Origin of the sequence: Microbispora sp. H11081 (assembly GCF_012999535.1) — a bacterium.
Lineage (GTDB): Bacteria > Actinomycetota > Actinomycetes > Streptosporangiales > Streptosporangiaceae > Microbispora.
Genome location: NZ_JABBWV010000013.1, coordinates 30,342 through 49,096 on the forward strand (window position 1 = coordinate 30,342; position 18,755 = coordinate 49,096).

Consider the following 18,755-nt stretch of genomic DNA (forward strand, 5'->3'; position numbering starts at 1 on the left):
GTGGGCGATGCCGCACGCGAGGAAGAGCGTGACCGCAGCACAGGTCGCCGACGAGTTCAGTCGTACGGCGAAGGTGCTCGTACGTCACTTCAACGAGCGTCTGGGCGAGCATGGGGTGTCGACGCCGAGGTCGCGCCTGGTGGTGGAGGTGGCACGTTCGCAGCCGATTAGGCTCACCGAGCTCGCTCTCGCTGTCGGTATCGCCCAGGGGACCGCCTCCACCCTGGTCGACGCGCTCGTACGTGACGGACTGCTCGAACGCCAGACCAGCGCGGACGACCGCCGGTCCGTACTCCTTCGAGTGACGGCGCAAGGGGCCGCACTGGCCCAGGACTGGACGGCCGGCTATGAACGGGCAGCGGAAGAGCTGTTCAGGCCGCTCACCCCCGAGCAGATGTCGACGCTGGTCGACATCTTGCGGACCCTCACCGCCGACGAGGCGTCGCCCGCCGGCGGCTGAAGAAGACCTCGCCGGCGCGTGGACTGCCGGAGCGTCGCCCGCCACCGATGACCTGCGATCGCGAAGTCGCAGGTTGTCCAGGTCTTCCCTGAACCGCTAGGCACGTTCGCGACGCCGCCCTCACCCCAGGAGATCGGCCGCAGAGGATTCTCCCGCCGCAACGCGGCCGCAGGTCAGTCTTGGCTGGATTCGAGATAGCCGGTGAGATAGCGCAACGACGCGGCGATGTCCTCGCCCGCGCCGTGCGGCCGGCGCAACTCGTCGACGAAGATGGCGATGTCGGCGAGCCGCCACCAGAGCGGATAGAGAGCGAGGCCGGCCGGGGTGACGGTCCGGCCGGTGGCTCGGGTGTAACGGACGAGTACGTCATCGTCGCCGACCGGGTTCTCGCCGAGCATGCGGGCGAGGGCGGGGGTGAGCATCCACAGATCCCGCTCTGGCGGAGCGATCTGCACGGTGTCCCAGTCGATGAGCCGCGGTCCGGCCGGAGTGCGCATGACGTTCCCTGGGTGTGGTTCGCCGTGCGTGACCACCCACTCAGCGGCGGTGCTCCGTACCTGGTCGACGAGCCGATCGAAGTCGGCGAGCAGTCGTCGGATCCGTCCGGCATGGACGGACAGCAGCGTGCGGGCCGGCTCGGCGTGGGGCCCTCCGGTCCACTCTCGATCGAGGTCCCCCAGTGCCTCCTCCAGCCTGTCCCGTGCGGGCAGCACCAGGTCGGCCCGTGCTGCGACGTCCGCCACGATCGGAGTCGCCTCGTGCAGCGCGGCCAGCAGGTCGACCACCTCGGCACGGTCCTCGGGCCGGTGCGTGCCGAAATTTCCGGCGGTTCCCGCCACCATCGGAAACACCGACAGGGCGTAACGCGAGTTCAGCCGCCGGATCGAGGCGCCGGTCGTGGCCGGGATCGGCGCGAGGACGAAGTCGAGCCCCGCGTCCCGCCGCAGTGCCAGGGCAGCGCCGAACGACCGGCCGAGCAGGTCGAACGCGGCGTCACGTCCAGCGTCCTCGACGCCGAGGTCGGCCACCTTGACGAACCACGCCGTCCCACGTCGATCCACCACCGACCAGTGGTAGCTGCCCGCGCCCACCGGGAGGTACTCGACGGAGTGGGGCTCCACGCCCCAGCCCTCCGTCAGCGCCACCATCAGTTGGGCCTCCGCCAGGCCTGCCGGTTTGTCCCTCATACGCCGGAATCATCTCTCATTCACGCGGAGCACCATAAAGATCAAGGCGAGGGAAGGAAGCCGATGACCAGTTCGGAGGTCTCCGCCGGGCGCTCCAGGCTGGGCAGGTGGCCCGCCCACGGCAGCCGGACCAGGCGTGCGCCGGGGATCCGGTCCGCCAGGTCGGCGGCGGCCCGCTGGAAATAGTCGAGGTCGTGCCCGCCGGTCACGACCAGCGTCGGTGCCTCGACCTGGGCGGGGTCCCACTCCGCCACCAGCCGGTCGAACTCCTCCTCGGCCGCGAGCTGCAGGTCGAACGCCTGCCGCTGCATGCCGCGCACCTTGACCCGCGTCTCGTCGTCGGCGTGCGGCCCCAGCCAGGTGCGGACGTTGAGCTCCACCGCCCCGTCCAGGTCGCCGGCCTCGATCAGCGCATCCTCCTCGGCGCCGAAGGCCTCCAGCGCCTCGGTCGGCGGGCAGGTGGGTGAGCCCGCCGACAGCAGGACCAGCGCGTCGACCCGCTTTGGCCAGCGGGCCGCGAACTCCACCGCCACCTTGCCGCCGTAGGAGGAGCCGACGACGGAGGCGCGGTCGATCCCGAGCTCGTCGAGCAGGCGGACGACGTCCTCGGCGTTGTTGCCCGGCCGGTCCGGCACGGGAGTCTCCCCGTGTCCGGGGAAGTCGCAGCGCACCACCCGGTAGCCGGCGTCGAGCAGGGCCTGCCACTGCGGGTCCCACATGCGCCGGTCGCAGACGGAAGAGTGCAGCAGGACGACAGGGGAACCGGTTCCTGCCTGGTCGTGAGCGAGCACCATGCGTGCGTTCACCTTTCTACCGGGGTGTTTCGTGGAGGGCGAAGAAGAAAGTATGCCGGGTGTGGAACGTGTCGTCTCCGATCCCCTGCCGGGTGCGGGAGCGGCGCGGACGCGACAAACGGCGCCGATGCCGTGACAGGCTCCGGAGCCGGCCACGCGGACGACACCCGGCCGGCCCGTCCGGCGGACGAGAAGGAGGGAAAGGTGGGCAGGACCGGGGACGAGGAGGTGGAACGCGCTCTCGCCGAGCTGGCCCGGCGCAGCCCGGAGGAGGCCGGTCGGGCGCGGATCGCGTTCGATTCGCTGACCTTCGGGGAAGGAGTCGAGGCCGTCACCCTGTACGGGCTCCAGCACTGGTTGTGGTACCTGCTGCCCGCCAAGGGGTGGGCCGGCCTGGCGGAACAGCAGCGGCTCGCCGCCGCGCTCGGTGCGTTGTTCGACCTGCTGGAGATGCCCCGGTACGCCGCCGTCTGCGCCTCCGAGACCACCGTGCGGGTCCTGACCGCCTGGCACCAGGGCCGCGACGCCGGGTTGAAGGCGTTCGAGAAGGCCATGAACGCCTCCGGGGTGCAGCCGCCCGACGTCCAAGGAGTCCTGACCTGGGGACGGGTGATGGGCCTCCACGAGAACGAGGCCTTCCTGACGACAGCCGTCCGTCTGGAGATGGCGATGGCCGCGGGCGAGTTCGCTCCTGGAACCCGCGGGTGGCGCGCAGCCGCGGAACGCGTCACCGCCGAACTCCTCACCTCTACTCGGGCCGCGGGCGAGCGGAGCCGGCTGGAGGACATCCACACAGAACGGATGGAATTGTGGGCCTCCTCGCATGGCGCGGCCCGCGCCCGCCTCACGAAGAAGATCGTCCCGATGATCCTGCCACCGGTGGCGGTTCCCGAGGACGCGGAGGCACGGCTGGCGCCGGTCCGCTGGCTGCTGACCCTCGCGGCCACCGACGGCGGCGTCCCGCTGACCGCCAACCACACCCTCGCGAGGGCCGTCGTCGCGGAGGGCTGCCGCCGCTTCGACTGGCTCACGCTGACCGGAAGACCGCGCTCGGAATCCGACATCCCCGAAGCCTGGACGTTGCGAGAGCTCGTCCGGCAACTCGGGGCCGTACGGCGCAGCAAGCGCAGCCTGGTCCTCACCCCGGAGGGCAAACGCCTGGCCGGAGCCGATACGGCCACACTGTGGCCGGCCGTGACAGCCGCCCTGATCCCATCTGATCCCGCCGAGTGCGCAGCGGCGGAGGTCGTCTTGATGCTGCACCTCTCCGAGGCTCCCACCGGCTATTTCGACCGGTGCGCCGCCGTCGCCGACGCCATGGCCGGTGAGGGCTGGCACTCCCCCGCCACCGGAACTCCCATCGCCTCGGACGCCGTCGGATGGCTCATGGGCGCGATCCACCGCCGTCTGGACCTGCTCGGCATGATGCACCGGCGCCGCGGCCCGGACGACCCCGGCGACCGCCTCACCGACACCGGTCGCGCCGCCGCGCGGGCGGCGCTGCGGGCCCGCGCCCTGCGGCCTCGCACCGATGCCGGGACCGGGTAGTGATCGGCCGAGGCCGGCGATCGGCCGGTTCCCGCCGGGCCACGACGGCGGCTTCCGGCTCTCGATAGAGTTGGGTCTCTGCCCGCCCGACCACGAAAGGCCAGAGATCACCAGTGGCTGATTCGTTCGTTCACCTGCATGTTCACACCGAATACTCCATGCTGGACGGAGCGGCGAAGATCGGCAAGCTGGCTGAGCGGGCGGCCGCTCTGGGCATGCCCGCGATCGCCATGAGCGACCACGGCAACATGTTCGGCGCGTACGAGTTCCAGTCGAAGATGAAGGCCGCCGGGGTCAAGCCGATCATCGGTATCGAGGGGTACGTCAGCCCGGAGTCCCGCCACTACAAGCAGCCGGTGTTCTGGGGAGAGCCCCACCAGCGCAAGTCCGACGAGCGCACCGGCCTGGGCGGCGACGTCTCCGCCAGCGGCACCTATCTGCACAAGACGATGTGGGCGATCAACGCCCAGGGCCTGCGGAACCTGTTCAGGATCTCGTCGCTGGCCTCCCTGCAGGGCCACATGAAGAAGTACCCGCGCATGGACGACGAGTTGTTCGCGGAGTACCACGAGGGGATCGTCGCCACGACGGGCTGCCCGTCCGGTGCGGTGCAGACCCGGCTCAGGCTCGGGCAGTACGACAAGGCGCTGGAGCACGCCGCCAAATACCAGGAGATCTTCGGGCGGGACAACTACTTCCTGGAGCTCATGGACCACGGCGGGATCCCCATCGAGACGGGGGTCCGCGAGGACCTGCTGCGGATCGGCAAGACCCTGGGCATCCCGCCCCTGGTCACCAACGACTCCCACTACGTCACCGAGGACCAGGCCACCGCCCACGACGCGTTGCTCTGCGTCGGCACCAACTCCCTGCTCAGCGACCCCAGCCGGTTCCGCTTCTCCGGCAACGGCTACTACGTGCGGACCGCCGAGGAGATGTGGGCTCTCAACCCCAACTCCGACATGTGGGCCGAGGGCTGCAAGAACACCCTGCTGATCGCCGAGCGGGTCGAGCCGTACGACGAGGTGTTCGCCCACCGCGACCTGGCGGCCAAGTTCCCGGTTCCCGAAGGGGAGACCGAGATGAGCTGGCTCCGCAAGGAGGCACAGCGTGGCGCGGTGCGGCGTTACGGCGACCCCGTGCCGGCCGAGGTCGTGGAGCGGATCGAGTACGAGCTCGGCGTCATCGAGGGCATGGGGTTCCCCGGATACTTCCTCGTCGTCGCGGACATCTGCCGCTACGCGCGGGAGAACGGCATCTGGCTCGGCCCGGGCCGAGGATCGGCCACCGGGTCCATGGTCGCCTACGTCACCGGCATCACCGAGCTCGACCCCATCGAGCACTCGCTGCTGTTCGAGCGGTTCCTGAACCCCGAACGCATCTCCATGCCCGACGTCGACCTCGACTTCGACGAGCGCCGGCGCGGTGACATGATCCGGTACGTCACGGAGAAGTACGGCGAGGACAACGTCTCGCTGATCATCACCTACATGACGATCAAGTCGAAGGCGGCGGTCAAGGACGCGGCCCGCGTCCTCGGCTACCCCTTCCCGGTCGGCGAGAAGATCACGAAGGCCTTCCCGCCCGCCGTCATGGGCAAGGAGATCCCGCTCACCGGCATCTTCGACGAGAAGCACCCCCGGTACGCCGAGGCGACCGAGCTGCGGAAGCTGTACGCGGAGGACCCGGACGTCAAGCAGGTCATCGACACCGCGCTCGGCCTGGAGGGGCTGACCCGGGGCACCGGCGTGCACGCAGCGGGCGTCATCCTCTCCTCCCAGCCGCTGATCGACGTCATGCCGATCTTCATGCGCCCCGACGACGGCGCCCGCATCACGGGCTTCGACGGACCGAGCTCCGAGTCCATGGGCGCCCTGAAGATGGACTTCCTGGGCCTGCGCAACCTGACCGTCATCGGTGACGCGGTGCAGAACGTGAAGGACAACCGCGGCGTCGACCTCGACATGCTCAGTCTCGCGCTGGACGACAAGAAGACCTACGAGCTGCTGGCCCGCGGTGAGACGCTCGGCGTGTTCCAGCTCGACAGCTCGATGATGCGGGATCTCACCAAGCTGATCGCTCCGACCCGGTTCGAGGACATCTCGTCCATCCTCGCCCTGGGCCGTCCCGGCCCGATGGGGGCGAACGCCCACGTCAACTACGCGCTCCGTAAGGCCGGGCAGCAGGACATCAGCCCGATCCATCCCTCGCTCAAGGAAGCCCTTGAGCCGATCCTCGGCACTACCTATCACCTGGTCGTCTACCAGGAGCAGGTCATGGCCATCGCCCAGCAGCTGGCCGGCTACACCCTCGGTGGCGCCGACATCCTGCGCCGGGCCATGGGCAAGAAGAAGAAGGAGGAGATGGACAAGCAATGGGCCACCTTCTCCTCCGGCATGGTCGCCAAGGGCTACACAGAGGAAGCGGCGAAGGCCGTCTGGGACGTCCTCGAACCCTTCAGCTCCTACGGCTTCAACAAGTCCCACACCGCCGGCTACGGTCTCGTCTCCTACTGGACCGCGTATCTCAAGGCCAACTACCCGGCCGAGTACATGGCCGCCCTGCTCACCTCCGTGGGTACGAACAAGGACCGCATGGCGCTCTATCTCGCCGAGTGCCGCCGCATGAAGCTCAAGGTCCTGCCGCCCGACGTCAACGAGTCGGGGCTGCGGTTCTCCGCCGTCGGGGAGGACGTGCGGTTCGGGTTGGGCGCGATCCAGAACGTCGGTGAGAACGCCATCAAGGGCATCATCTCCGCGCGCCGGGACAAGGGCGCCTACACCGACTTCAACGACTTCCTGACCAAGGTGCCCCAGGTCGTCTGCAACAAGCGCACGATCGAGTCTTTGATCAAGGCGGGAGCGTTCGACGGCCTCGGCCATCCCAGGCACGGGCTGATCCAGATCCACGAGCAGGCCGTCGACGCGGTGATCGACGTCAAGCGCAAGGAGGCGCTCGGCCAGGACTCGCTCTTCGGCGCGCTCGACGACGACGGCCCCGGCGGGAACGTCTTCCACATCGCCGTCCCGGAAGGCGAGTGGGACAAGAAGACGAAGCTGGCCTTCGAGCGGGAGATGCTCGGCCTCTACGTCTCCGACCACCCGCTCAACGGCGCGGAACGCATCCTGGAACGCAACCGGGACCTGACCATCGCGCAGGTTCTCGACGGGCAGGCCGGGGCGGGCAACGTACGCATCGCGGGGATCATCTCGGGCGTCGACAAGAAGGTCACCAAGAAGGGCGACGTCTGGGCGATCCTCAAGATCGAAGACCATGACGCGTCGATCGAGGTGCCCTGCTTCCCGCAGACCTACCAGCTCTACGGCACGAACCTCGCACCCGACCTGGTCGTCTCCGTCACCGGCCGGATCCGGTCACGCGGCGACGGCGACGAGGCCACGATCTCCTTCAACGCCACCGACATCACGTTCCTCGACATCTCCGGGATTCAGGACGACGGCCGCGAACCGGTCGTGATCGCCCTCCGCGAGGAACGCATCGACAGGGAACTCGTCCACGAGCTGAAGCGGATCCTGACCGTGCACCCCGGGGAGACCCCCGTGCGGCTGCGCGTGGAGCGGCTCAACCGCAAGATCAACGTCGTGGAGCTCCCCAACTACGCGGTGAACATCAACAACGGCGCGTTCGCCGGGGACATCAAGGTTCTCCTGGGCGCGAACGCCCTCGTCGTGCCCTGACCCGGCCTGGCTCGGCCCGGATCCGGGCCGAGCCGTGGCCCGGCGTCGTGACTCGGCGTCGCGGCTCAGCCTCGGCGGCTCGGAGTCGCGGCTCAGTGCCGCGTCTCAGCGGGACCGGCGGCCCTTCCCGCTCCGGCCGGTCCGCGCGCCCCGGCGCCCCGACCCGCCGGGGACGGGACCGCGCGGCTGCTTCGGCGCCTTCGCCTTCGCCTCAGCGGGCGCGGGGGCACGGCCCCGCGAGCTGTTCGCCGTACGGCCGCGGACGATGCCGATGAAGTCCTCCACCAGTTCGGTCGTCGCATTCTCCGGCCAGGCCAGCGCGACCTGCGACTGCGGCGTCTCCACGACCGGCCGGTAGGTCAGATCCCTCCGGTGGTGCAGGCGCGCCAGCGACTGCGGGACCAGCAGCAGCCCGGCTCCGGCCGCCACGAGCTGGATCGCCTCCGCCGTCGTCTCAGGACGGGCGGCGGCCGGCCGTCCCGGCAGGGTCGTCCAGTCAAGGGTGTCGTCCATCGGGCGCAGGATGTCGTCGTCGGCGAGATCGGCGACGGTCACCTCGTCGGCGGCGGCCACCACGTGGTCCTTCGGCACCACGACCATGGTGGTCTCGACGTACAGAGGGATCACGCTGAGCCCTTCACGGTCCACGGGCAACCGTACGAACCCGGCGTCGGCGTCGCCGTCGCGCAGGACCCGCACCGCGTCGGCGGCGGCGACGGAGACCAGGGTGAGCGGCACGTCCGGCACGCGTTCTGCCCACACGCCGACCCATTTGGCGGGCGTCACCCCGGGCACGTAGGCCAGCCGGAACTCCCTGTCGGTCATCTGCCCAGGGTACCGATGTCAGGGGAGGCGGCTTCGCGCCATACCCTTGACCTTATGACCAAGCTCAAGACCACTCAGACGATGAAGCCCGCGACCGCGGCCAAGAAGCTGGGTGTGCTCCTCTCGGCCACTCCCGCCGAGTTCCAGGAGGGAGTCGTCTCCAGGGATGAGCTGAACGCGCTGCAGGCCAACCCGCCGGCCTGGCTGGCCGACCTGCGGCGCAACGGGCCGCACCCCCGGCAGGTCGCCGCCGTCAAGCTGGGCATCTCCAACTCGGGCCTGGCCAGGGCGGGCATCACCGGGCCGCTCACCACCGCCGAGATCGACGCCATCAAGGCGGAGAACCCCGAGTGGCTGCAGCACGAGCGGTCGGTCCAGGCCGAGGTGCGCAAGGAAGCGCAGCGTCTCAAGCAGCGTTAGTTCCGGCCGCGTACACGCGTCCGGCCCGATCCCCGGATGGAGATCGGGCCGGTGCGGCGGACGCCGTCCTCAAGGGGCGGCATGCCCTGGGTCAGCGCGCCCTGCCGACCACCTCGCGGGCCGTACGGGCGACCGCGGCGTCGATGAGCCTGCCCGCGGCGTCCAGCGCGACACCGCTGCCGCGCCGCTCCGCCTCGGCGAGGCGGTCGAGCACGTCGCGGGCCTCCGCCAGTTCGGCCGCGTCCGGGGTGAACACCTCGTTGATGACGGCGAGCTGGCGGGGGGAGATGGCCGTGCGCGCCCGGAAGCCCTGGCGCAGCAGGATCCGGGTGGTCTCCTGGAGCTGACCTGTGTCGCGCACCGCGGTGTCCACGGGCCCCACGGGGGCGAGGATGCCCGCCACCGCCGACGCGACGACGATCCTGGACCTGATCGGCCACAGCTCCTCGCGGGCGGGGCCCGGCCGCAGGCCGAGCTCGCCGGCGAGGTCCGCCTCGCCGAGCCCGAGCCGTACGACCCGGGGAGCGGCCGCGACGTCCTCCGCCCGCGCGACGCCGAGGGCCGACTCGATCAGCGCGAGGACGGCGAACGTCCCGGCCCCGAGGCCGTGCGACGACTCCGCCCTGGTCAGCGCCGCGTCCGCCCTCGCCAGGATCGCGGGGTCGGCCTTGGGGACGACCACCCCCACCAGTCCTGGCACGGCGACCGCGGCCACGTCATCCTCGACGGTCTCCGCGTTCACCCGCACCCAGAGCGCCGGCGCCACCTGCTCGGGGCCGGTGGAGACGACGAACTCAGCCGCCTGCTTTCTCGCCGTCTCCTTGCTCCCCGCGGCGACCGCGTCCTCAAGATCGAGGATCAGCGCGTCGGCCTCGCTCCCGCGGGATTTGGCCAGCTTGTCGCTCTGGTCCGCGGGAACGTACAGGTAGCTGCGAGGGGTCACGAACGACCGCCGGGCCGGGCCACGTAGCGACCCTGCGGCTCGCCCACGACCTTGCCGTTCTCCAGCACCCGGTGACCGCGCAGGAAGGTGTCGACCACCTTGGCGGTGAGCTCGAAGCCCTCGAACGGCGTGTACTCCTGGGTCGACTCGGACTCCTCGGCGCGCACGGTCCAGGTGACGTCGGGGTCGACGAGGCAGAAGTCGGCGTCGAGGCCCTCGGCGATCGCGCCCTTGTTGCGCAGGCCGTACCGCTGGGCGGGGTTCCACGACAGCAGCTTGGCCATGTCGCCGTAGGAGAGCCCGCGCCGCCGGCCCTCGGTGACCAGGCCGGGCAGCAGGTACTCGGCGCCGCCGAAGCCGGACTTGGCCAGGAAGACGTCGTCGCGCGGGTCACCGAACTTCTGCTCGTCACGGCAGCAGGCGTGGTCGCTGACCACCCAGTCGACCTTGCCGTCGAGCACGTGGGCCCACAGCGCCTCGACGTCCTCACGCGGGCGCAGCGGCGGGTTGACCTTGCCGCCGATGCCGCTGGCCGTGTCGATGTCGGCGAGCAGGTGGCCGATCGTCACCTCGCGGCGGAAGTCGACGTGCGGGAACGCGTCCGCCATCCGCAGCGCGGCGTCCATCGCCTTGGCCGACGACAGGTGCAGCAGGTTGATCGTGGGCAGGCCGGTCTCGTGCGCGAGGTAGGAGGCGATGCTGACGGCCAGGCCCTCCGAGTGCGGCGGGCGCGAGGCGCTGTAGGCCGCCAGGCCGGTGAGCTTGCCCTCCTCCTCCACCATCTTGGTGTAGGCGCTCATGATCTCGGCCGTCTCGCAGTGCAGCGACAGCGAGATCTCATCGGCCAGGTCGGGGAACTCCTCGCGGGCGGCCTGGATGCCGCGCATGACGAACTCGAAGTGCGCGTAGTCGTACCGCTCACCCTCGGGGATCATCAGGAACGAGTTCTGGTCGGCGGAACGGCCGTGCAGGCCGTGGCTGCCGTAGAACATGAACACCTTGAACGAGGTGACCCCGTGGTCGCGCACGAGCGACGGGATCTCCTCGATGTGCCGGCGCATCATCGGCGCGAGGTGGAAGGCGTAGTCGACGTACGAACGGCCGTCCGACGCCGCCAGGACCTCGGGGAAGACCTCGGCGTACTCGCCGCCCTTGTTGAGGTAGTACTGGCCGGTGCGCATGTAGGTCAGCGCGGAGGTCACACCGCCCTGGGCGCACGCCCGGCTCTCCGTCTCGGTGTCCACCGACAGCGGGTTGTAGATGCCCCAGTGCTGGTGGGCGTCCACCACACCGGGGAAGGCGAGCTTGCCGCCGCCGTCCACGACGGTGCGCGCCTCGGCGGGGTCCAGGCCCTGCTCGACCCGGACGATCCGGCCGTCGAGGACGCCGATGTCGGCGACTTCCGCCTCGGCCTTGTCGTGCCGGACGACCCGGACGTTGCTGACGATGAGGTCGTACTGTGCCACTGCTGTCTCCTTAGCGCGCTTTCCCGTCGAGACGGGTGAGGGGGTGCAGCACGTCCGCCACCCCGGTGAGCTGATCGAGTCGCAGGACGAGGTCCTGCACGGTCCTGGCGGTCTCCTCCGGCAGCCGTCCCGCCACGTTCTCGGTGAACTTGCGGGACAGCTCCGCCTCGGACAGCGGCCTGCGCGGGCCTCCCCGGTTGGCCAGCATCTCTTCGGTCCACTCGCGGCCGTCGTCCGTACGGACCCGGACCACGGCGGGGAACTGGTAGGGGTAGATCGCGTCGCACCGCTCGTCGGGCACGACGTCGACCTTGGCCATCAGCGCGCGGCGCGCGGGGTCCCTGGCCAGCTCGTCGGTGAAGTCGTCCAGTCCGACGCCGAGCCCGGACCCGCCGATCAGCCCCGCCACGACCGCGTACGGCCCGCTGAACTGGGCCTGGTAGCCGGTCTCCGGCGCCCGCTTGGTCTCCAGCGGCTGGCCGATGGTGCGGATGACCGCGGACGGCACCCGCAGCTCGATGTGCTCGATCCGGTCGATCGGCAGTCCTCGCGACCGCAGCGCCATGCCCGCGTCGATCGCCGTGTGGGTGAAGTGGTTCGCCGGGTAGGGCTTGAAGAAGATCCCCGGTACGGCCCACTCCTCGCCCAGCCCGTTCAGCACCTGGGACAGGTCGGTCTCACCACGCAGGAAGGCTTCAAAGAACCCGAAGCGCCCCTCCAGGACCGTGGGCGGACCGGTGAAGCCCCGCTGCACGAGGGCAGCGGCGGTCACGGCCGAGTGCGCGGCCCAGCCGCAGTGCAGCCGCTTGACCGTCCCTCCCGTGCGGTTCGCCTCGATGATGCCGGACGCGAAGGACGCGGTGACTCCCAGCGCGTTCCGCACGCCGTCCGCCCCGAGATCCATCAGCAGCGCCGCCGCGGCGGCCCCGCCCATCGCCCCGCAGATGGAGGTGGCGTGCTGCCCGTGCTCGAAGAACACCGAGTTGCCGAGCTCGCTGTCGTAGCCCGCCATGCCGAGGCGTACCGCGATCTCCAGTCCGACCGCGACCGCGGCGACGGTGTCGGCTCCCGACGCTCCGGACGCCTCCGCCGCGGCGAGCGCGGCGGGGACGACCGCGGCGCTGGGGTGCAGCACCGAGGGCAGGTGGGTGTCGTCGTAGTCGAGCGAGTGCGCGAGCACCCCGTTGACGAAGGCCGCCTGCGCGGCGGGCAGCTTCGTCTCGACGCCGACCGCGCTCGCCTCGGGGCGTCCGCCCTGGTCGGCCGCGTAGCCGGCGACCGCGTCGCTGGTCGGCAGCCGGTAGGCGGCGACGCACAGTCCCAGCACGTCGAGCACCCGGCGGCGCACGCTGTCTGCCACGTCCTCGGGCAGCGCGCCGGACAGGGTCTTGGCCGCGAAGACGGACAGCTCGGTCGCGAGGACCGGTTCGTTCGTGCCGCTCATGCGCCGACCACCGCCAGCGGACGGACCGGGGAGCCGGTGGCCCCGAAGATGGGCAGCGGGGAGAGCACGAAGGCGAACTCGTGCACGCCGTCGGCAGCGAGCTCCTCGAGCGCCATCGTCTCGATGATGTAGACGCCCCGCTCGACCAGGAGCACCCGGTGCGCCGGCAGCACGCTGTGCCCGCTGCCGGGCTTCAGGCACTCGAACGCGATCGTGTCGGCGCCGGCCGCGTGCGCTCCGCGGTCGGCGAGCCAGGCCGCGCCGGCCTCGCCGACACCCGGCACGCCCGAGTCGTTGCCGATGTAGACGCTCCTGTCGCCGCTGCCGAAGAAGCGCCCCCAGCCGCTGCGCACGAGAACCACGTCGCCCGCGCCGATCGGGGTGCCCTGCCGCTCGACGGCCGCCTCCAGATCCGCCGGGGTGATCTCGTAACCGGGTTCGCAGCCGACCGGCGTGCCAAGGGCCGCGGGGATGTCGAGCAGGACGCCGCGGCGCACCATCGGGGCGATCGTGTGCACCCCGAGCTCGGCGAAGCGGCCGCCCCGGCCCGCCTCGGCGGCGTCCGATCCGTCGAGCAGCCTGCCGTCGTGGGACACGTGCGCGAAGGCGTCGATGTGCGTCCCGACGTGCGTGCCCATGGTGATGATGTCGTTGGCCGCCGAGCCGCCGTCCGCCCGGACCATGTCGCCGTGCCTGCGGGGCAGGGCGTGCCAGAAGGCGGGATGGTTGGGGGACTGCGGCATCCCGATCGTCAGTGGCCGGCCCAGATCGTAGATCCGGACCCCTTCGCTGACCGCCCGCAGCAGCAGGCCGGTGGTACTGGTGCCGCCCACGTCGCCTTGTTCCTCGTTCCTGGGTCGAATGCCGGAGATGCCGGCGCCTGTCATGCGATCACCTGCTTGGATCGCAGCTCCGCCACCGTCTCGTCGTCGAGGCCGAGCTCGCCCAGCAGGATCTCGTCGGTGTCCGCGCCGAGCTCCCGGCCGGTGAAACGGATGCGTCCGGGAGCGCCGGTCATCCGCCACATCACGTTGTGCATGAGCACCGGGCCCAGCTCGTCGTCATCGACGTGCGTGAGCATCCCGGTGGCCCGCACGTGCGGGTCCTCCACGAGGTCGCGCGCGTTGTAGACGGGCGCCGCCGCCGCGCCCGCGCGCTCGAACTCCTGGATCACCTCGTCGCGCGTGCGCGCGGCGATCCAGGAGCCCACGTAGGAGTCGAGGAGATCGGCGTGCTCCGCCCGCTGACGGCCCGAGGCGAACCACGGCTCCTCGATGACCTCGGGGTGTCCCACCAGCGTCATCACCCGCTCCGCGATGCTCTGGGCGCTGGTGGAGATGGCGACCCAGCCGCCGTCGCCGCACTGGTAGGTGTTACGCGGGGCGTTGTTGGAGGAGCGGTTCCCCTGTCGCTTGCCCACGACGCCGAGCTGGTCGTACACGGTGGGGCCCGGCCCGACCGCCGTCGTGATCGGCTCCAGCAGGCTCATGTCGACGATCTCGCCGCGGCCGCTCTTCTCGCGGGCCCACAGCGCCATCATCGTCGCCGACGAGGCCGCGATCCCGCAGATGCTGTCCGCCAGGCCGAACGCCGGCAGCGTGGGAGGGCCGTCCGGCTGGCCGGTGAGGTGGGCGAACCCGCTCATCACCTCGGCCAGGGTGCCGAACCCGGGCCTCGCGGCGTACGGCCCCTGCTGGCCGAAGCCGGTGATCCGGACGATGACCAGCCGGGGGTTCACCTTGTGGAGGACGTCGGGTCCGAGGCCCCAGCGCTCCAGCGTGCCGGGCCGGAAGTTCTCCACGAGGACGTCGGCCGTCTCCGCCAGCCGCAGGAACACCTCGGCCCCTGCCGGGTCCGACAGGCTCAGGCCCACCATCCGTTTGTTCCGGGAGATCTCCTTCCACCAGAGCGGGACGCCCTCCTTCGAGGGTCCGTGCCCCCGCATGCCGTCACCGTGGACCGGGTGCTCGATCTTGATGACGTCGGCACCCTGGTCTCCGAGGATCTGACAGCACAACGGTCCGGCGAGGATCGTGGACACGTCCAGCACCCTCAGCCCCGTCAGCGGCCCGTCTTCCACCTTGGCTCCTGTTGTTCCGCTATAGCGAACGCTGGTCCGCTCAGAGGTTATGGCAACGCTTCTAGTCCGGTCAAACCCGTGTAAATCGGACCTGATCAAGAGGAAAGCGCTGATCCGATGGCGTACGCGCGGACCACGGCGGCGGCCAGCGACGTGCCGCCGCCGGGATAGAAGTCGCCGAAGAGGCTCGCCGAGACGTTCCCCGCGGCGAACAGCCCCTCCACCGGCTGCCCCGAGGGCGTCAGGACGCGGCCCTGGTCGTCGGTCAGCGCGCCGCCGCACGTGCCGAGTGTCGCGGCGTGCACCGGAACCGCCGTGAACGGCGGGCGCGTGATCGGCGCGAGGCACGGATTGGGCCCGACGGCGGGGTCGCCCAGATGGCGGTCCGCCACCGAGTCGCCCCGGGAGAACGACCGGTCCGACCCCGAGGCGGCGTCCTCGTTGAACCTCTCGATCGTCTCGGCCAGGCCATCGGCGTCGATCCCGCACGCGGCCGCCAACTCCTCCAGGGTGTCCCGGGTGACGCCCCACTCGGGCGACGTCCCGCGCGGCACACCCGCCACCGGGTAACGCTCCTGGTAGGCGCCGTCGTAGACGAGCCAGGCCGGTGTGTGGCGCGGCACTCCGTTCGCCGGATCCACCTCGCGGAACACCTTCGTCAGGTCGTGGTAGTTCTGCGCCTCGTTGACGAACCGGCGGCCGGACCTGTTCACCATCACCGACCCGGGACGCGTCATCTCCACGTTGGCCAGCCGTCCCGTGGGCAGGTCCTCGTACCGCACCGACGGGTCCTGGAACGCGGGAACGCCCCAGGAAGCCGTCATGTCGCGTACGGCCGCGCCGGCGCGCAGCGCCATGAGGAGGCCGTCACCCTCGTTGCCGGGGGCGCCGATCGGCAGCACCGGGGCGGGCAGATAGGCACGCTGCAGATCCGGGTTCCACTCGAAGCCGCCGCTGGCCAGGACGACCGCCGTCCGGGCCACGACCCGCCTGGTCCGGCCGTCCTGCCGCAGCGTGACGTGCCAGGCGTCGCCGGAACGCTCCAGCTCCACCGCCCGGGCGCCGACGACGAAGGTGACCCCCCTGGCGTGGGCGGAGACGGCGAGCGCGCCGGCGAGCGCGCCTCCCATGGTCCTGATGCCCCGGCTCTGCCGCTCCCGCGCGGCCTTCTCCACGTCGAGGCCGGGGCTCTGCTCCCGCTCCAGCATGGTGATCGCCGGCAGGTAGGTGGCCGGCCTGAGCAGCTCGGCCAGACCGGGGTGCGCGCCGGTCTCGAACGGAAGGTTGTCGAGGACGCGCCCTCCCGGCACGGCTCCCGGCAGGTCCGCGCGGTAGTCGGGCCGTCCCAGCGCTGCGAGCCCCACCTCGGTCTCGTCGCACAGGTAGCGGACCGCCTCGGGGCCGACGTCGAGGAACCACTCGATCCGCTCGCGCGGCATGTCGCCCCGCGTGACCGCCGTGAGGTAGGCCAGCGCGTCCTCCCGCCTGTCGGAGTAGCCGCCGGCCTCCATCAGGTGGTTGCCCGGCACCCAGAGCACGCCGCCGGAGACCGCGGTCGTGCCGCCGATCAGGTTCGCGCGCTCCACCAGGAGGACGTCGTGGCCCGCGTCGGCCGCCCGGCAGGCGGCGACCAGACCGGCCGCACCGCTGCCGAGGACCAGGACGTCGCACGACGCCGGCAGCTCCGACGTGGTGAAAGCGGTTCGGTTGTTCATCGTCTTTCCTTCCACAGGGCTCGATTCGCGAGCACCATGACCGAGGCCAGCGCGAGGAAGATCGCGGACAGGCTCCACCCCACGGGGTAGGAGTAGTACTTCGCCGTGGCGCCGACCAGCAGCGGCCCGAGGATCCCGCCGGCCGACCCGCCTGCCTGGACCAGGCCCGACGCCGCACCCGGCGCCTCCCGGTAGACCTCCGCGAGGGCCAGGGCCACCAGGCCGGTCCATCCCCAGCCCGCGCCGCAGGCGACGCACATGCCGATCACGGCCAGGACCCGGTCACCCGACATGAGCAGCAGGAAACCCGCCGCGCCCAGCGCCATCATCGCCGCGACCGTCAGCCTGCCCGGCCGTCGTACCCGGCCCAGTCCCAGCCCGAAGCGGGCCGCGATGATCACCACGCTGCCGAAGGCGAGCGCCACTCCCGCCTCGCTCTGCGAGAAGCCGAGCAGCACGCCGTAGTCGACGAAGAAGCTGCTCAACGCGGTGGCGGACGCGGAACCGAGGAAGAAGGCCAGGGTGATCAGCAGCAGCGGGCCCACCGGGGCGAGCCGCCCGCGCGGCGCGGGTGCACTCGTGTCCTCCGCCCGTTCCGACACCGGTTTCGCCGCCCGAGGAGCGGCGTCGGGTATTCGCAGGGCCACGAGCACGATCACGGCCAGCGCTCCCACCAGGAAGACCAGCCGCCAGTGCAGCACCGTGGCGAGAAGCGGCAGCGAGATGCTGGCCAGGAGCGTCGAGGCGGGGAGCGACGAACGTTCCAGGCCGAACGCGATCGGCCGCCGCGAGGGGGCGACGTGCCGCAGGATCAGCAGCGCCCCGACCGGGGCCCCGACCGCGGAACCGATGCCGCCGATCGCCAGGCTCACCAGCAGGCCCGCCCAGGAACCGCCGAACACCGCGACGCCGACGAGGCACGCGCCCGTCATTCCCGCTGCGATGCGGAGCGCGCGTCTCGGACCCATCCGGTCCGCGACGCGCCCTCCGAACGTCATCGCGGTCGCACCGATCGCGAAGAACAGACTGATCGTCAGGCCCAGGGCCGCCCTGTCCAGACCGAGGTCTTCGCGGATCGCGACGCCCAGGGTCCCCGCCAGGTAGGCGGGGTACATGTAGGTCATGCCGAGGAGTACGGCCAGCAGTACCGCTCTTCGTGGAGCCCATGACCATTTCTCGGAGAACTCCGGCGATACCGTGGACCGCGGCTCAGAGGAGGCCGGGGGCGGCTTCCTGGACGAGCCGGCGGTCTCGGCTCCGTCTCCTTCAACTACCACTTCGCGCGTCCCGCCCTCGGCCTGGACGAGGGCTCACCCTCAGATTTCGTCGGCGTAGCTGATGTTGACCTTGCCGCGCCAGCCCGTGGCCTCGTCGCGGCTCCACTTGTCGCGCCAGTTGGCCGCGTGCTCCAGGATGACCGGGTCGCCGAAGTGCAGCTTGCCGTCGGCGTGAAAGGCGTCGAGGTCGTCGACGAACATCAGGTCGAAGTGCTTGAACCACTCCTCGCCCCGGACGTTCCGCTTGATCACGAAGTTCGCGTAGTCGAGGATCCTGTCGTTCTGCCGGAACTTCCCGTAGTCGACCTCCCGGGTGTACTGCTCGTACTCCTTGAGGTCCGTCCCCGGCTTGATGTCATAGGTCAGCAGCACCAGTTTGCGGGCCATGTTCTCTCTACTCCTTGGGTGTTGGGGGTCAGGGGAGGTTCGGGGGTCACGGGCGGTGCGGTCAGGTGGCCGCGGGCCGCCAGCGGGGATCGAGTTCGTCCGCGGTCCGCGCGGTCAGCACGCCGCTCTGCGCCAGGTCGTTCCAGACCCGCTGCTCCACGATCTTGAGGTCGCGCAGCCGGAACCTGTCGACGTAACGCACGCCGTCGTAGCGGACGCCCGCGTTGTTCTCGCCGAACAGCGTCCCCATGGACCAGACGATCACGTCGCCGTCTGCGTCGCTGAACGCCTCGTATTCCGTACGGTGCTTGTCGACGTGCCGGTAGCGGGGCGCGGACGCCTGTGCCAGCTCCCGCAGGGTGGCGTACCGCTTGTCGCCCGGGAAGATCATGACCACGCCCTCGGCGAGGTGCGTCTCGGCCCTGGCCTGGTCGCCCCGGCCGAGCGCCGCGAGGAAGTCCTCGACTACGGCGACGGCCGCGTCGAGCTCGTCGGATGCCTTGTCCATGGT

Annotated in this window: 16 protein-coding genes; 4 read left to right on the forward strand and 12 right to left on the reverse strand. The window is 70.7% G+C overall.

Annotated features, from left to right (window positions below):
• Positions 1-28: 28 nt before the first annotated feature.
• Entirely contained in the window at positions 29-460 is a 432-nt protein-coding gene (locus HHX31_RS26235) for a MarR family transcriptional regulator (RefSeq protein WP_311932245.1), read from the forward strand.
• Positions 461-633: 173 nt separating this feature from the next.
• On the opposite strand, the gene HHX31_RS26240 is transcribed toward HHX31_RS26235, so the two are convergent.
• Together HHX31_RS26240 and HHX31_RS26245 are read right to left on the reverse strand one after the other, a co-directional pair.
• Positions 634-1,647 (reverse strand): phosphotransferase, encoded by a 1,014-nt coding sequence (locus tag HHX31_RS26240; RefSeq protein WP_211590358.1) that lies wholly within the window; start codon positions 1,645-1,647, stop codon positions 634-636.
• A 41-nt stretch (positions 1,648-1,688) separates the two neighbouring features.
• On the reverse strand, positions 1,689-2,441 hold the full coding sequence (locus HHX31_RS26245) for an alpha/beta fold hydrolase (RefSeq protein ID WP_169951190.1): 753 nt from the start codon (positions 2,439-2,441) through the stop codon (positions 1,689-1,691).
• Between the two features lie 204 nt (positions 2,442-2,645).
• On the opposite strand from HHX31_RS26245, the gene HHX31_RS26250 reads away from it, so the two are divergent.
• Together HHX31_RS26250 and dnaE are read left to right on the forward strand one after the other, a co-directional pair.
• Complete coding sequence (locus tag HHX31_RS26250; RefSeq protein ID WP_169951192.1) at positions 2,646-3,989, forward strand: hypothetical protein; 1,344 nt, start codon at positions 2,646-2,648, stop codon at positions 3,987-3,989.
• 113 nt (positions 3,990-4,102) lie between these two features.
• Complete coding sequence (dnaE, locus tag HHX31_RS26255; RefSeq protein WP_169951194.1) at positions 4,103-7,687, forward strand: DNA polymerase III subunit alpha; 3,585 nt, start codon at positions 4,103-4,105, stop codon at positions 7,685-7,687.
• Positions 7,688-7,792: 105 nt separating this feature from the next.
• On the opposite strand, the gene HHX31_RS26260 is transcribed toward dnaE, so the two are convergent.
• Complete coding sequence (locus HHX31_RS26260; protein ID WP_169951195.1) at positions 7,793-8,512, reverse strand: LysR family substrate-binding domain-containing protein; 720 nt, start codon at positions 8,510-8,512, stop codon at positions 7,793-7,795.
• Between the two features lie 54 nt (positions 8,513-8,566).
• On the opposite strand from HHX31_RS26260, the gene HHX31_RS26265 reads away from it, so the two are divergent.
• Positions 8,567-8,932: a DUF5997 family protein gene (locus HHX31_RS26265; RefSeq protein WP_169951197.1), complete on the forward strand. Its 366-nt coding sequence runs from the start codon at positions 8,567-8,569 to the stop codon at positions 8,930-8,932.
• Between the two features lie 91 nt (positions 8,933-9,023).
• On the opposite strand, the gene HHX31_RS26270 is transcribed toward HHX31_RS26265, so the two are convergent.
• From HHX31_RS26270 to HHX31_RS26310, 9 genes are all read right to left on the reverse strand, one after another.
• Entirely contained in the window at positions 9,024-9,875 is an 852-nt protein-coding gene (locus HHX31_RS26270; protein ID WP_169951199.1) for an aldolase/citrate lyase family protein, read from the reverse strand.
• Positions 9,872-11,341, reverse strand: a complete 1,470-nt coding sequence (locus HHX31_RS35825; protein WP_169951201.1) for a dihydroorotase family protein — start codon at positions 11,339-11,341, stop codon at positions 9,872-9,874. Before HHX31_RS35825 ends, HHX31_RS26270 begins: the two co-directional genes overlap by 4 nt.
• A 10-nt stretch (positions 11,342-11,351) precedes the next feature.
• The gene (locus HHX31_RS26280; protein ID WP_169951203.1) at positions 11,352-12,785 is read right to left on the reverse strand and encodes an MmgE/PrpD family protein; all 1,434 of its coding nucleotides are present in this window, start codon (positions 12,783-12,785) and stop codon (positions 11,352-11,354) included.
• A complete protein-coding gene (locus HHX31_RS26285; RefSeq protein ID WP_311932246.1) occupies positions 12,782-13,618 on the reverse strand; it encodes a cyclase family protein in 837 nt (278 codons plus the stop codon). Before HHX31_RS26285 ends, HHX31_RS26280 begins: the two co-directional genes overlap by 4 nt.
• Before the next feature lie 50 nt (positions 13,619-13,668).
• Positions 13,669-14,865, reverse strand: coding sequence for a CaiB/BaiF CoA-transferase family protein (locus HHX31_RS26290; protein WP_169951206.1), 1,197 nt, complete (start codon positions 14,863-14,865; stop codon positions 13,669-13,671).
• Between the two features lie 95 nt (positions 14,866-14,960).
• Entirely contained in the window at positions 14,961-16,580 is a 1,620-nt protein-coding gene (locus tag HHX31_RS26295) for an FAD-dependent oxidoreductase (protein ID WP_169951207.1), read from the reverse strand.
• Complete coding sequence (locus HHX31_RS26300) at positions 16,577-17,704, reverse strand: nitrate/nitrite transporter (RefSeq protein ID WP_169951208.1); 1,128 nt, start codon at positions 17,702-17,704, stop codon at positions 16,577-16,579. The genes HHX31_RS26295 and HHX31_RS26300 overlap by 4 nt, the downstream gene beginning before the upstream one ends.
• Before the next feature lie 192 nt (positions 17,705-17,896).
• On the reverse strand, positions 17,897-18,244 hold the full coding sequence (locus HHX31_RS26305) for a hypothetical protein (protein ID WP_169951209.1): 348 nt from the start codon (positions 18,242-18,244) through the stop codon (positions 17,897-17,899).
• A gap of 61 nt (positions 18,245-18,305) precedes the next feature.
• Positions 18,306-18,752 (reverse strand): nuclear transport factor 2 family protein, encoded by a 447-nt coding sequence (locus HHX31_RS26310; protein ID WP_169951210.1) that lies wholly within the window; start codon positions 18,750-18,752, stop codon positions 18,306-18,308.
• Positions 18,753-18,755: the final 3 nt, after the last annotated feature.